10 protein-coding genes are annotated in these 12,960 nt (G+C 72.4%); 8 read left to right on the top strand and 2 right to left on the bottom strand.

From position 1 onward, the window contains the following. Nucleotides 1–7: 7 nt before the first annotated feature. From ACZ49J_RS33100 to ACZ49J_RS33080, 5 genes are all read left to right on the top strand, one after another. The gene (locus tag ACZ49J_RS33100) at nucleotides 8–1,363 is read left to right on the top strand and encodes a carbohydrate ABC transporter permease (RefSeq protein ID WP_467450291.1); all 1,356 of its coding nucleotides are present in this window, start codon (nucleotides 8–10) and stop codon (nucleotides 1,361–1,363) included. Further along, complete coding sequence (locus ACZ49J_RS33095) at nucleotides 1,360–2,286, top strand: carbohydrate ABC transporter permease (protein ID WP_467450289.1); 927 nt, start codon at nucleotides 1,360–1,362, stop codon at nucleotides 2,284–2,286. Before ACZ49J_RS33100 ends, ACZ49J_RS33095 begins: the two co-directional genes overlap by 4 nt. Nucleotides 2,287–2,465: 179 nt before the next feature. Beyond that, entirely contained in the window at nucleotides 2,466–4,766 is a 2,301-nt protein-coding gene (locus ACZ49J_RS33090; RefSeq protein WP_467450287.1) for a bifunctional glycosyltransferase/CDP-glycerol:glycerophosphate glycerophosphotransferase, read from the top strand. Next, a complete protein-coding gene (locus tag ACZ49J_RS33085) occupies nucleotides 4,763–6,037 on the top strand; it encodes a hypothetical protein (RefSeq protein WP_467450286.1) in 1,275 nt (424 codons plus the stop codon). The genes ACZ49J_RS33090 and ACZ49J_RS33085 overlap by 4 nt, the downstream gene beginning before the upstream one ends. Nucleotides 6,038–6,084: 47 nt before the next feature. Continuing rightward, nucleotides 6,085–7,674, top strand: a complete 1,590-nt coding sequence (locus tag ACZ49J_RS33080; RefSeq protein WP_467450284.1) for a hypothetical protein — start codon at nucleotides 6,085–6,087, stop codon at nucleotides 7,672–7,674. A gap of 235 nt (nucleotides 7,675–7,909) precedes the next feature. Here the strand turns inward: ACZ49J_RS33080 and ACZ49J_RS33075 are convergent, their stop codons facing one another. Then, nucleotides 7,910–8,323 (bottom strand): organic hydroperoxide resistance protein, encoded by a 414-nt coding sequence (locus tag ACZ49J_RS33075; RefSeq protein WP_467450283.1) that lies wholly within the window; start codon nucleotides 8,321–8,323, stop codon nucleotides 7,910–7,912. Between the two features lie 279 nt (nucleotides 8,324–8,602). Between ACZ49J_RS33075 and ACZ49J_RS33070 the strand changes: the two genes are divergently transcribed. From ACZ49J_RS33070 to galE, 3 genes are all read left to right on the top strand, one after another. Further along, nucleotides 8,603–9,082 (top strand): MarR family winged helix-turn-helix transcriptional regulator, encoded by a 480-nt coding sequence (locus tag ACZ49J_RS33070; RefSeq protein ID WP_467450624.1) that lies wholly within the window; start codon nucleotides 8,603–8,605, stop codon nucleotides 9,080–9,082. A gap of 178 nt (nucleotides 9,083–9,260) precedes the next feature. Continuing rightward, nucleotides 9,261–10,859, top strand: coding sequence for a glycosyltransferase family 2 protein (locus ACZ49J_RS33065; protein ID WP_467450282.1), 1,599 nt, complete (start codon nucleotides 9,261–9,263; stop codon nucleotides 10,857–10,859). Between the two features lie 32 nt (nucleotides 10,860–10,891). Further along, entirely contained in the window at nucleotides 10,892–11,875 is a 984-nt protein-coding gene (gene galE / locus ACZ49J_RS33060; protein WP_467450623.1) for a UDP-glucose 4-epimerase GalE, read from the top strand. Between the two features lie 129 nt (nucleotides 11,876–12,004). Here the strand turns inward: galE and ACZ49J_RS33055 are convergent, their stop codons facing one another. Beyond that, the gene (locus ACZ49J_RS33055) at nucleotides 12,005–12,937 is read right to left on the bottom strand and encodes a LacI family DNA-binding transcriptional regulator (protein ID WP_467450281.1); all 933 of its coding nucleotides are present in this window, start codon (nucleotides 12,935–12,937) and stop codon (nucleotides 12,005–12,007) included. Nucleotides 12,938–12,960: the final 23 nt, after the last annotated feature.

The following is a 12,960-nucleotide window of genomic DNA, read 5'->3' as shown; positions in this document are numbered from 1 at the left end:
ACCCGGCATGGCGGAAGCCGTTGCGAAGTCGACGGAGGGCGCCGGCGTGCTGCCGACGCCCCCCGTCCCCCCGCGCAAGAGCGTGACGGGCACCCGGCTGTGGGTGGCGGTGCTGTTCCTGCTGCCCGCGCTGGTGCTGCTCGGGGCGCTCGTGGTCTACCCGATCGGGTACTCGGTCTGGCGCAGCCTGTTCGACGCGGACGGCTCGGGCTTCGTCGGGCTCGACAACTACGTCGACATCTTCTCCGACGACTCAAATCTGAAAGCCCTGCGGAACACGGCGATCTGGGTGGCCGTCGCCCCGGCGATCGTCACCGCGCTCGGTCTGATCTTCGCCGTCCTCACCGAACGGGTGCGCTGGGGAACGGCGTTCAAGCTGATCATCTTCATGCCGATGGCGATCTCGATGCTCGCCGCGGGCATCATCTTCCGGCTGGTCTACGAGGCGGACCCGGACCAGGGCGTGGCGAACGCGGTGGTCACGTCCGTGCACGACGTGTTCGCCGACTCGTCGGTGTATCCGAAAGCACGCCCCAACGCGCAGGTCAGCGACCTGAAGGCGTCGGGCGGCGGCTCGTTCACCTCGACCGGCACGGTCACGGCGGGCACCCCGGCCCTGCTCCCGCTGGTCGGCATCGCGCCCAACAAGCTGCCCGGCACCCCTGAGGACGCCAGGGCGGCGACGGGCGACGGCGTCACCGGCACCGTCTGGCTGGACTTCAAGCTGGGCGGCGGCGGGGAGAAGGGCAGGATCGACCCGGGCGAGAAGGCGCTGAAGGGCGTCAAGGTCGAGGCGGTGAAGGACGGCAAGGTCGTCGCCTCCGCGACCAGCGGCGCCGACGGCACCTTCCGACTCCCCGAGTCCGCGGACGGAGCGAAACTCCGGCTCCCCGGCTCGAACTTCGCGGCGCCGTACAACGGCATCGACTGGCTCGGCCCGACCCTCGTGACCCCGGCCATCATGGGCGCGTACGTGTGGATGTGGGCGGGCTTCGCGATGGTGCTGATCGCGGCGGGGCTCGCCGGCGTGGACCGCAACCTGCTGGAGGCGGCCCGCGTGGACGGCGCCAACGAGTGGCAGGTGTTCCGCAGGGTCACCGTGCCGCTGCTGGCACCGGTCCTGGTCGTCGTCCTCGTCACGCTGATGATCAACGTGATGAAGATCTTCGACCTCGTCTACATCATCGCGCCGCAGCCCAGTCAGGACGACGCGACCGTCCTCGCGCTGCAGCTGTATCTCGTGTCGTTCGGCGGCGGCGGCAACGAGGGCCTGGGCAGCGCGCTCGGTGTCGTCCTACTGCTGCTCGTCCTGCCGGTGATGTGGGTCAACATCCGGCGCCTGAGGAAGGAGCGTCAGCGGTGACCGCTCTCGACACACCCGCGTCGGGCACTCCTGCGCCCAAAGCTCCCGTGCCCGGCACCGCCGTACAGGCCAGGCGGTCGCTCGCCTCCCGGGTGGCGAGCGGTGCGGCGGGCGGCGCGCTGCGCGTCTTCCTGCTGCTGGTGGCCCTGTTCTGGCTGGTGCCGACGCTCGGCCTGCTGGTCTCCTCGTTCCGTGAGCCGACCGACATCGCCTCCTCGGGCTGGTGGAAGGTCTTCTCGGCGCCCGCCCAACTGACCGCGAAGAGCTACGAGTCGCTGCTCGAGAACGACGACATCACCCACTCCCTGTTCAACACGATCTGGATCACGGTGCCGTCGACGCTCCTGGTGATCCTCGTCGGCGCGATGGCCGGGTACGCGTTCGCGTGGATGGACTTCAAGGGCCGCGACTGGTGGTTCATGGTCGTGGTGGGGCTGCTGGTGGTGCCGGTGCAGGTGGCCCTCATCCCCCTGTCCGGTCTCTTCCGCGACCTGGGGATCTTCGGCGACATCATCGGCGTCATCCTGTTCCACGTCGGCTTCGGACTGCCGTTCGCGATCTTCCTGTTGCGCAACTTCTTCGCGGAGATCCCCCGGGAGCTCCTGGAGGCGGCGCGGCTGGACGGCGCCGGGGAGGCCCGGCTGTTCCTGACGGTCGTCCTGCCGCTGGGCGCGCCGGCGATCGCGTCGCTGGGGATCTTCCAGTTCCTGTGGGTGTGGAACGACATGCTGGTCGCCCTGGTGTTCTCCGACTCGGGCTCCCAGCCGCTCACGGTCGCCCTGCAGCAGCAGGTGCGGCAGTTCGGCAGCAACATCGAGATCCTCGCCCCGGGCGCCTTCATCTCGATGGTGATCCCGCTGGCCGTGTTCTTCGCGTTCCAGCGGCAGTTCGTGTCCGGGGTGATGGCGGGTGCGGTGAAGTAGGCCCGCACGCAGGGCAGTTACGTCACTCGATCGGAGGGGGCGGGCCGCTTCCGGCTCGCCCCCTCCCCCCGTTCACCTCAGTTCATCCCGCTTCCCCCGTATGGCACGTCCGGCGTAACCCGAACGCTCGGCGGCGCGTTTCCGGGCAGTATGCCCGCGCCGACCCATGGATGTCCCCTGTGCCCAGGTTCAGTGTCATCGTCCCCGCTCACGAGGTCCAGGCGTACCTGCACGAGTGCCTGGACTCCGTTCTCGCCCAGTCCTTCCCCGATCTGGAGCTGATCGTCGTCGACGACCACTCGCCGGACGGGTGCGGTGCGATCGCCGACGAGTTCGCCGCCCGTGACGCCCGCGTGCGGGCCGTCCACCTGCCGGACAACGGGGGTCCCGGCCCCGCCCGCAACGCCGGGCTGCGCCTCGCCACCGGTGACTACGTGGTCTTCCTGGACGGCGACGACACCCTCACCCCGGGTGCCCTCCAGGCGATCGCCGACCGCCTCAAGGAGACCGACGGCCCCGACGTCCTCGTCTACGACCACGCGCGCGCCTTCTGGTCCGGCGAGACCCGCCGCGACGAGCACGCCCTCGAACTCACCGAGGAGGCCCCGGCGCCGTTCCGCCTCGACGAGCGGCCGGGACTGCTGTCGGTCATGGAGGTGGCGTGGAACAAGGCGTACCGGCGTGAGTTCCTCGACCGTGAGGGCTTCACCTTCCCGACCGGCTGCTACGAGGACACGCCCTGGACCTACCCGGTCCTGATGGCCGCCGAGTCGATCGCCACCCTCGACCGGGTCTGCGTCCACCACCGCCGGCGCCGCCTGGGCGGTATCTCCCGCACGACGAGCCGCCGCCACTTCGACGTGTTCGAGCAGTACGACCGGCTGTTCGCGTATCTCGACTCCCGTCCCGCACTGGCCCACTGGCGTCCGGTGCTGTTCGGGCGCATGGTCGACCACCTCGCGGCCGTGTACGCCCGGCGCGGCCGGCTGCCGCTCGGCACCCGCGCCGAGTTCCTGCGCCGGGCCCGCGCCCACTACGCCCGGTACCGGACGCCCGGCGGCCCGGTGCGCCGCGGGAACCGGCTGCGGCACGCGCTCGTCCGGCTGGGCAGCCACCGCGTGTACCGGGTGCTGTCGGCCGGGAGGTGGGCGCTGCGGCGCACGGGCCGGTTCGTCTCCCTTCTGGCGCGGGGGAGTCGGTGGGCGGCGCTCCGCGTCCACTACCGCGTCCAGCGTCTGCTCCCCCTGCGCGAGGACTGTGCGCTGTTCTCCTCCCACGGGGGACGGGGCTACGAGTGCAACCCGGCCGCGCTGGAGGACGCGTTCCGCTCGTTCGTCCCCCGGATGCGCACCGCGTGGGTGGCCCGTCCCGAACACCACCACACGCTCCCGACGGCCACCCGACGGGTGACGCCCGGCTCGCTCGCGTACTTCACGGCGCTGGCCCGCTCCACGTACCTGGTCGCCAACACCGACTTCGACGCCCGGCTGGTCCGGCGCAGGGGCCAGGTGCTGGTGCAGACGCGGGCGGGCACCCCGCTGAAGCGCATGGGCCTCGACCTCCAGGACCGCCCGGCCGCCGCCGGGTGCACGGACTTCGCCCGGCAGCTGCGCGGCGCCGACCAGTGGGACTACGTGCTGTCCGGCAACCGCCACTCCACGCTGGTCTGGAACCGGGTCTTCCCGGCCCGGTACGAGACGCTGGAGTACGGCCAGCCGCGCGACGACGTGTTCCAGCGCGCCACGTCGCTGGACGTGGACCGGCTGCGCGCCTCGCTGGGCATCCCCGAGGGCGCAATCGCGGTCCTGTACGCGCCGACGCACCGCGACTACCGCCGCGCCCGGGGCACGGCCCTGGACCTGGAGCGCGTGCTGCGCCGCCTCGGCCCCCGCTTCGTGCTGCTGGCCCGCGCCCACGACGCGGACGGCGCCCCGCTGGTCGAGTCCCCCGGCGGACGGGTCGTCGACGTCACCGGCCACCCGAACGTGGGGCACCTGTGCCTGGCCTCGGACGCGCTGGTCACCGACTACTCGTCCCTGATGTTCGACTACGCCAACCTGGACCGGCCGATCGTGATCCACGCCGCCGACGACGACTGGGCGGCGTACGAGGCGGCTCGCGGCACCTACTTCGACCTGCGCTCCTTCCCGCCGGGTGCGGTCGCGCGCAGCGAGGACGAGCTGATCGACATCTTCGCCTCCGGTCACTGGCGCGGCTCGCGCTCCACCCAGCTGCGGGCCGCGTTCCGGGAGCGTTTCTGCCCGTACGACGACGGGCGTGCCGCCGAGCGGGTCGTACGGCGTGTGGTGCTGGGAGAGACCGGCGGCCTGCCGCCCTTCGTGCCTCTCGCCGAGCGCCACCCGGTGCCGTCGGCCGCGGCGCGGCGCAACCGGTCCCTGAGCGATCTCCCGCCGTCGTCCCTCGTGCCGTCCCCGCTCACCACGGTTCCGGCACCCGGCGGCCGGGTCCGCGTTCTGTGAGGCCGCGCACCTGGGTGCTGGCCCTGGCCGCCGTCTTCGCGCTCCTCCAGCTCGCCAACGTCACCGGCCGGGACACGCCCGACAGCAGGAACTACGTGTCGTACGCGCTCGCTCTGCGCGGTGACGGCAAGCGGGAGGCCGCGGGCGCCGCCATCGACTGGGTGTGCGCGGGCGAGGCGTCCGTCGCGCGGCGCGAGCAGAGCGTGCACGTCGTGCGCTTCCGTGCGCCGGACACGGCCGCGCGGGTGGCGGAGAAGTGCCGGGTCGGGCTGTGGCGGGGGGTGGACCGGCGGCTGCGGGCCGGGCAGACGGGCGGGTACACCGCGCCGTTCCTGTCCGAGCGGTTCATGCGGATCTTCGAGGCGCGGCCCGGCTATCCGGCGCTGCTGGTGCCGTTCGTCACGGTGCTCGGCGTGACGTGGGGGGTCTGGCTGGCGAGCGTGCTCGTGGCGGCGGCCGGTGGCGTCCTGGCGTTCCTGGTGCTGCGGACTCTGGGCGCTCCCCCGGTGGTCGCGCTCACCGGTCAGGCCCTCTTCTATGTCCTGCCGTGCGGCACGACCGCGATGCGCCCCATGACGGAGGGGCTGCTGCTGGCGCTGACGCTGGCCGCCCTGTGGGGGTGCGCGCTGGCCGTCGGCGGGAGAGCACGGGAGGGGGCCGCCCTCGTCGGGGGTTCGCTGGGGCTGCTGTTCGCGGTGAAGCACTCGCAGGCGCTGTTCCTCGCGGTGTGCCTCGCGGGGGTGTGCGCCGCCATCGCCGTACGCCGCCGGGGGCGGCTCGACCGGCCGCTGCTGCTGGTCGGGGCCGTGGCGGGCGGCGGGGCCCTGGTGACCGCCCTGCTGGCGTGGCTGCTGCGCTTCCCGTCCGCCTCCGAAAGCCTCCAGGACCTGCTCACCGATCACTTCCGCCTGCCCGACCGGGCCCGGCCGTGGCCGGAGTTCTGGGAGCTGGAGGTCAACTTCTGGGTGGAGTGGCTGCGCCGGCAGTTCCGGGAGCCGCTGTTCCTGGCGGCGCTCGTGGCGGGGGCGTGGGGTGCGGTGCGGCAGCGGCCGGGCTTCGCGGGGTTCCTGTTCGCGGCGGCCGGCACGGGGTTCCTCACCCATGCGGCGCATCCCGACATCAACATCTGGGGCGGCCGGCTGATCGTGCTGGCGTGGCTGCTGCCGGTGATCGGGCTGCCGCTGCTGCTGGAGCGGTTGGCGGGCGCGTCGGCGGTGGGTGCCGTGGCGGTGCCGGATCCGTCCAGGCGGGACACGTCTGTCGCCCGATGAGGTGACGGTGGGCTAAGCCGTCGGCGCCCCACGGGAATAGACGGCAAATGTCGCAAACAGCGCAACCCGGGCAGCCCGACATCCCCGCGGGTTCAGGCACCCCCGCGGGCGTGCGGCACCTCACGCGCGGCGCCACGGCGCTGCGCGGCGGCCGCGCCTGGCGGCCGGGTCCGTACGCCGTCCTCGGCGGCCTGTTCTGGCTGGTGATGACGCTGGCGTACTGGCGGATCCCGCTGTGCTGCGACGCCGGGCAGCACGCGGCGGTCGTGGAGCGCCTCAAGGCCGACCTGCTGCACCCCGCCCACCCGATGGCGGACCTGCCGGGCGCGGGCAGCCCGTACTACTCGCCGTACACCGTCGTGCAGGGCGCCTTCGCGCGGCTGACCGGGCTGACGGGCTGGGAGGCGGTCAGACTCGCCGGTCCGGTGAACCTGGCGGTGCTGCTGACAGGGATCGGCCGCTTCGTACGGACGCTGACGCCCCGCCCGTGGGCGCCGGTCCTCGCCGTGCTGTTCATGACGCTGCTGTGGGGCACCGAGCGGGTGCTGTGGAGCGGCTACCTCGGGCTGATGTCGATGACGACGAACCTGGGCTATCCGTCGTCGTTCGCCATCGGGCTGACCTTCTGGGCGTGGGCACTGACAGGCACCCACGCGCGGGGACGACGGGGGTGGTGGAGGTACGCCGGGCTCGGCGTCCTGTACGGCCTGATCGTGCTCGTCCATCCGATCACCGCGGTCGCGTCGACGACCGGGGCCGTCGCGATCGTGGTGGCGGGGCAGCGGGGGTGGCGGTGGCCGGCCGTGGGGCGGTGGGCCCTGACGGCGGCGGCCGCTGTCGCGGTCGCCGTGGCGTGGCCGTACTACGACGTGCTGGCGCTGCCGGGGAACCCGGCCGTCGACGCCATCCACCGGCGCCTGTACGAGCGAGTGGGCGACCACCTCTGGCTGGCGCTGCTCGGGGTGCCCGCGCTGTGGGCACGTGCCCGGCGCGCGGCGGGCGGGCACTGGTGGCGGGCGGGGCGGGACCCGCTGGTGCTGATGTTCGCGCTGGACTGCCTGGTGCTGGGGTACGGCTGGGCGAGCGGCCACTACACCTACGGCAGGATCCTGGGGCTCACGGCGGTGCCCGCGCAGTTCGCGCTGGCCGTGGAGTTGTCGGCGCCCCGGCCGTGGAGGTGGGCGAGGCGGGCGCTGGGCGCGGCGGCCGTGGCCGGGGCAGGTGTGGGGTTCGTCGTACAGGCCGGGGCCGTGGTGCCGCGTTCGCTGGACCCGGTGGGGTTCGCGCAGCCGCCGCGCTGGCCGGGGTACGGGTGGGCGGCTCGGCACATCGGCCCCGGCGAGGTGGTGATCGCCGACGGGTACGAATCCGGTCACGCCATCGCCGGGTACGGGCCGAACCTCGCCGCACCCATCTGGCCCGACCCCGCCCTGGACGAGCGGGAGCGGGCGCGCCGCCTCGCCGACGTCCGCGCCTACCTCGACCCGGCGTCCACCCGTGCGCGGCGCTCCGCGATCGCTCGCCGGTACCAGGTGCGGTGGCTGCTGCTGACGCCGGGGCGGAGGGTGCCCGAGGAGGCGGTGGTCGTGGACTGGAGCCGGCGGACGGGCGAGGTGCTGGCGCGGCTCGGCCGCTGAGTGCGGGGCCGCCGCGGGTACGGGGTGCGGGCGGCTTCGGGTCCGTCGGACGACCTCGCGCGGGCTCTCGGACCGGCTCTCGGACCGGCTCCCGGACCGGCTCCCGGACCGGCTCCCGAAAGAGCCTTCCCACGGGCCGAGCCCCGTGTACGGCCCGGTGGCGCGTACGGGGGCTCGGCGTGCGGGGAGGTGTCCCGGGAGACGTGTCCTTGCCGGGTGCCCTTGCTGGGTGCGTTTACTCGACGACGAGCTCGACCGGGACGTTGCCGCGGGTGGCGTTGGAGTAGGGGCAGACCTCGTGGGCCTGCTCGACCAGCTTACGGCCGGTCGCCTCGTCCACGGAGTCCGGGAGCTCCACGCGCAGCGTCACCTTCAGGGCGAAACCCTCGCCCTGCTTGCCTATGCCGACCTCGGCGGTCACCGCGGCGTCGCTGACGTCGACCTTCGCCTGGCGGCCGACCAGACCCAGGGCGCTGCCGAAGCAGGCGGCGTATCCGGCGGCGAAGAGCTGTTCCGGGTTCGTGCCCTGGCCGTTGCCGCCCAGCTCCACCGGCATGGCCAGCGCGAGGTCGATCTTGCCGTCGGAGGTGACGGCACGGCCCTCACGACCGTGGGTGGCGGTGGCGACAGCGGTGTAGAGCGCGTCCATGGAGACCATCCCTCTCGAGTTCACAGCCGGCGGCCGGGTCCGGCCGCCGCACGCCACGATTAGAGCACACAATTCAATTGTGCACAACTGAATGGCGCACGGAGGTACCCTGGCCCCATGACCCCGACCCCGACTCCAGCCAGCGACTCGACCTCGACCGCGGCGGCAGGCGCCCACACGGACACCCACGCCGACACTGACACCGGCACTGGCACCCGCACCGGCACCGGCACCCGCGACGGCACCGACACCGGCACCCGCGACGGCACCCGCGACGGCATCCTCGACGGCGTCCGCGACAACGACCTCCTGCGCCTCGACCGCCAGATCTGCTTCTCACTGCACGCGGCCTCGCGCGCCTTCAACGGCGTCTACCGGGTACTCCTGAAGGACCTCGGCCTCACCTACCCGCAGTACCTCGTGATGCTGGTGCTGTGGGAGCAGGGCGAGCTGCCCGTGAAGAAGCTGGGCGAACACCTGCGCCTCGACTCCGGCACGCTGTCACCGCTGCTGAAGCGTCTGGAGGCGGCCGGCCTGGTGCGGCGCGAGCGCAGCACACGCGACGAGCGGTCGGTGGAGGTACGGCTGACCGGGGAGGGCCGGGCCCTGCGCGAGCGGGCGCTGGAGGTGCCGCGCCGGATCGCGACCGCGACGGGTTTCGACCTGGACGAGCTGCGCGACCTGCGCACCCGCCTGGACCGCCTGACGACCGCCCTGGACGAGGCGGAGCTGGAGGGGCAGCCGGGCTGCGTCCCGTAACGGGCACACGGCACCGGTGTCGACACCGCCCTCAGGGGCACCCTCAACCGAACGGCTCCGAATCCAACAACTTCGAACGGAACCCGGAGCCCATTCCTGCCATCTTCCACACGGGGAGCCCAAGTGCCTCTAAACGGTAAATTAATAAGAAGACCTACTATTCCGACTCGTGGGAGCCATGGATCATCCTCACCCCTCGCAGGTCAGCGTCGTCGTCATCGGGTACGACGACGCCGCGCACGTGGCGGACGCGGTCCGCTCGGCGCTCGCGCAGGGCCCGGCCGTCCGTGAGGTGATCGCGGTCGACGACTGCTCGACGGACGGCAGCGCGGAGTTGCTGGAGCGAATAGCAGTGGGCGAACCGCGGCTGCGGGTCATCCGTCGCCAGGTCAACAGCGGCGGCTGCGGCACTCCGCGCAACGACGGCATAGAGGCCGCCGACGCCCCGTACGTGATGTTCCTGGACAGCGACGACGTGCTGCCGCCCGGCGCGGTGGACGCGTTACTGCGCGCGGCGGTCGAGCACGAGGCGCAGGTCGCGGCGGGGCTGTGCGTGCGCCGGGAGCTGCCGTCCGGGCGGGAGACGCCGTGGCAGCCCGAGCTGTACACGAAGCCGGCCGTGATCGCCCGCCCGTCCCGGCTCACCCGCCTCGTCCACGACACGCTGTGCGTCAACAAGCTCTACCGCACCGACTTCCTGCGCGAGCACGGCATCCGCTTCCCCGACGGCCGCTTCCCGTACGAAGACTTCGTGTTCACCGCGCGCGTGCTGGCCGCCGCCCCGCGCATGGCCGTCGTCCCGGACACGGTCTACGTCTGGCACGTACGGCGCTCCGCGACCCGGCTGTCCATCTCCCTCGACCGCGCGGGCATCGACAACTGGCGGGCACGGACCGAGGCGCACCGACTGTCGTACGACATCCTGCTCGGCGCCGGCGAGAAGCAGCTGGCGCGGGCCGCGCGCGCGAGGTTCCTCGAACACTCGCTGCGGATGTACGCGCGCGAACTCGACCAGCGCGGAGACGGCTACCGGCGCGAGTGGTGGACCCTCACCCGCGCGTATCTTCAGACCTTCGACGCGGCCGACTTCGCGCTGGCGCCCGCGCCGGGGCGTGTGGTGGCGCGCGTGATCCTGGCCTCCCCCGAGCCACGCGACATCTCCCGCCTCAAGGAGCTCGCGGCCCGTCCGGCCCGGCTGACCCCTCCGTACGCGCGCGCCGCCGACGGCACCCCGGTGTGGTCCGCGGACCTGCCCGAGGTGGAGCTGGACCACGTCCTCGAACGTCCCGTGCACCTGCTGCCCGCGACCGTCGACGCCGAGCTGCGCCCCCGCGCGCGCACCACCCTGCTCCGGCTGCGCCTGCACGAGCTGTACGGCCGGATGGAGCAGGCGGGGCCCCACACGGTGGACGTGGAGTGCACGCACCGGGACACCGGCCGAGTGGGGCTGACCCGCACGGCCTCCCTGACGGCCGAGCCCGAGTCCGAGAGCTGGTCGGCCGACGTGCCGTTCGAATTCGGCGAGCTGGGCTCGGGCACCTGGGACCTGCGGCTGCGGCTGCGCTTCCGTGACGGCACCAGCCGGGAGACCACGCCCCGCGCGCTCACAGGGCCCGGCCTGCTGCGGCGCACCGCCGTGCCGAGCGCACGCCACGGGCTCCTCCTCGTGCAGCCTTACGCGACCCACTCGGGGGCGCTCGCGGTGCGGCTCGCGCCGGGTTGGCGAGGATTGACAGATGTGGTGAGCCGACGCGTCAAACGTCTGCTGCACAGGTGAGCGCAACCACGACCATGAAGGGACAGCAGTCCATGACCTGGCTGATCACCGGCGGCGCCGGCTACATCGGGGCGCACGTCGTCCGCGCGATGCGCGAGGCGGGCGAGCGCGTGGTGGTCTACGACGACCTGTCGACGGGGATCGCCGAGCGTGTGCCCGAGGGGGTGCCCCTGGTCGTGGGCTCCACCCTGGACGGCGACCTGCTGTCGCGCACCCTGGCCCGGCACACCGTCACCGGCGTGGTCCACCTCGCGGCGAAGAAGCAGGTCGGCGAATCGGTCGAACAGCCGCTGCACTACTACCGGGAGAACGTGGAGGGTCTGCGGGTCCTGCTCTCCGCCGTCACCGACGCGAAGGTCCCGTCCTTCGTCTTCTCCTCCTCGGCGGCGGTGTACGGCATGCCGGACGTGAACCTGGTGACGGAGGAGACGCCCTGCGTGCCGATGAGCCCGTACGGCGAGACCAAGCTCGCGGGCGAATGGCTGGTGCGGGCCACGGGCCGGGCGACCGGCCTGTCCACGGCGTCTCTCCGCTACTTCAACGTGGCGGGGGCGGCCTCGCCCGAACTGGCGGACGTCGGCGTCTTCAACCTGGTCCCCATGGTCTTCGAGAAGCTGACCGAGGGCGCGCCGCCGCGGATCTTCGGGGACGACTACCCGACACCCGACGGCACGTGCGTGCGGGACTACATCCACGTGGTGGACCTGGCCGAGGCCCACGTGGCGACGGCCCGGCGCCTGCGGGCCGCCCCCGGTACGGACCTCACCCTCAACATCGGGCGTGGCGAGGGAGTCTCGGTCCGCGAGATGATCGACCGCATCACCACCCTCACCGGCCACGACCTGCCCCCGTCCGTCACCCCCCGCCGCCCCGGCGACCCGGCCCGCGTGGTCGCGTCCGCGGACCGCATCGCCACCGAGCTCGGCTGGAAGGCCCGCTACGACGTGGACGACATGATCTCCTCGGCGTGGGAGGGCTGGCTGAGCAGGCACCCCGAGGCAGGCTCACCCGCCTGAGCCCCTCGCCCCTGCCCACTTCCGTCCCGCCCCCCTCATCCCGCCAGGGAGAGGGCAATTGGCTTCTGAGTCTTACCGACACACCGCCTGCACGGCGTGTCGCTGAGACTCCGGAGCCACTTGACGGTCCTAGGCCGGAGCACTCACTCCCAAGGTGCTCTCACGGGCCGCCAGGGTGGGCTCGAGCATCTTGGCAGTCATCTCCGCTCCGTCCATTCCTGCGAGCAGGAGACTCATGGCCTCGGTTCCCATGTCGTGAAGCGGCGATCTGACCGAACTCAGCGGCAGGGGCAGTTCACTGGCCAGCGAGATGTCGTTGTACCCGATCACGGCGACGTCTCTCCCCGCGGTCACACCCGCCGACCGGAGCGCTCCCAGTGCGCCGATGGCGGCGAAGTCGTTGACGACGAAGATGCCTGTGGGCGCGGCGCCGGACGTGTTCAGGATCTGTTGACATGCGCGCCGTCCTCCGGCGACGTCGAAGCGGGACGGGACGACGAGTTCGGGCGCCAGGGGATGGCCGGCTTCGCGATAGGTGCCGGCGAATCCGCGCATGCGGTCGAGGGCGGTACTGGCGTACTGCTCCCCGGCGATGACCGCGACCCTGCGGTGTCCCAGTTCGAGGAGGTACCGGGCGGCGAGGCGGCCGCCCGCGTAGTCGTCGCAGGTCACGCTCGGATGGTGCTGAGACCGTCGGCTGACCAGGACGAACGGCACGCGGCGAGCCTGGAGTTGTTCGATGATTTCGTCCTGGTCGACGCGCGCGTCGCCGAGCACGATCCCGTCGACCTGGCGGGCCAGCAGCATGGCGAGCTTGGAGGCGCGTGCGGCATCGTCGTCGTTGGTGTTGGCCACGAACGTCTGGTAGCCGCGGCGGCGCGCCTCTTCGTCCAGGCCTTCGTAGATCGTCGCGAGCACGAGATCGGTGAGGCGCGGGACCAGGACCCCGGCAAGTGACGTGCGCTGCGTCCGCAGCCCGGCCGCATGAAGGTTGCGGGAGAACCCGAGTTCTTCGGCGATCCTGCGAATCCGCTCGACGGTGTCGGAGGATCCGACGCGCACGCCGCTCCTGCTCGGCTACACCG

It is taken from the genome of Streptomyces sp. NPDC030840, assembly GCF_055572015.1.
Note: the sequence above shows the minus strand (reverse complement) of the source record. Positions and strands in the feature narration are given on the sequence as shown.

Bases quoted from the DNA above. Each gene is read 5' to 3' on its own strand.
- ACZ49J_RS33100 (WP_467450291.1), top strand. From the start codon at position 8: ATGGCGGAAGCCGTTGCGAAGTCGACGGAGGGCGCCGGCGTGCTGCCG.
- ACZ49J_RS33080 (WP_467450284.1), top strand. From the start codon at position 6,085: ATGTCGCAAACAGCGCAACCCGGGCAGCCCGACATCCCCGCGGGTTCA.
- ACZ49J_RS33075 (WP_467450283.1), bottom strand. From the start codon at position 8,323: ATGGACGCGCTCTACACCGCTGTCGCCACCGCCACCCACGGTCGTGAG.
- ACZ49J_RS33065 (WP_467450282.1), top strand. From the start codon at position 9,261: ATGGATCATCCTCACCCCTCGCAGGTCAGCGTCGTCGTCATCGGGTAC.
- galE (WP_467450623.1), top strand. From the start codon at position 10,892: ATGACCTGGCTGATCACCGGCGGCGCCGGCTACATCGGGGCGCACGTC.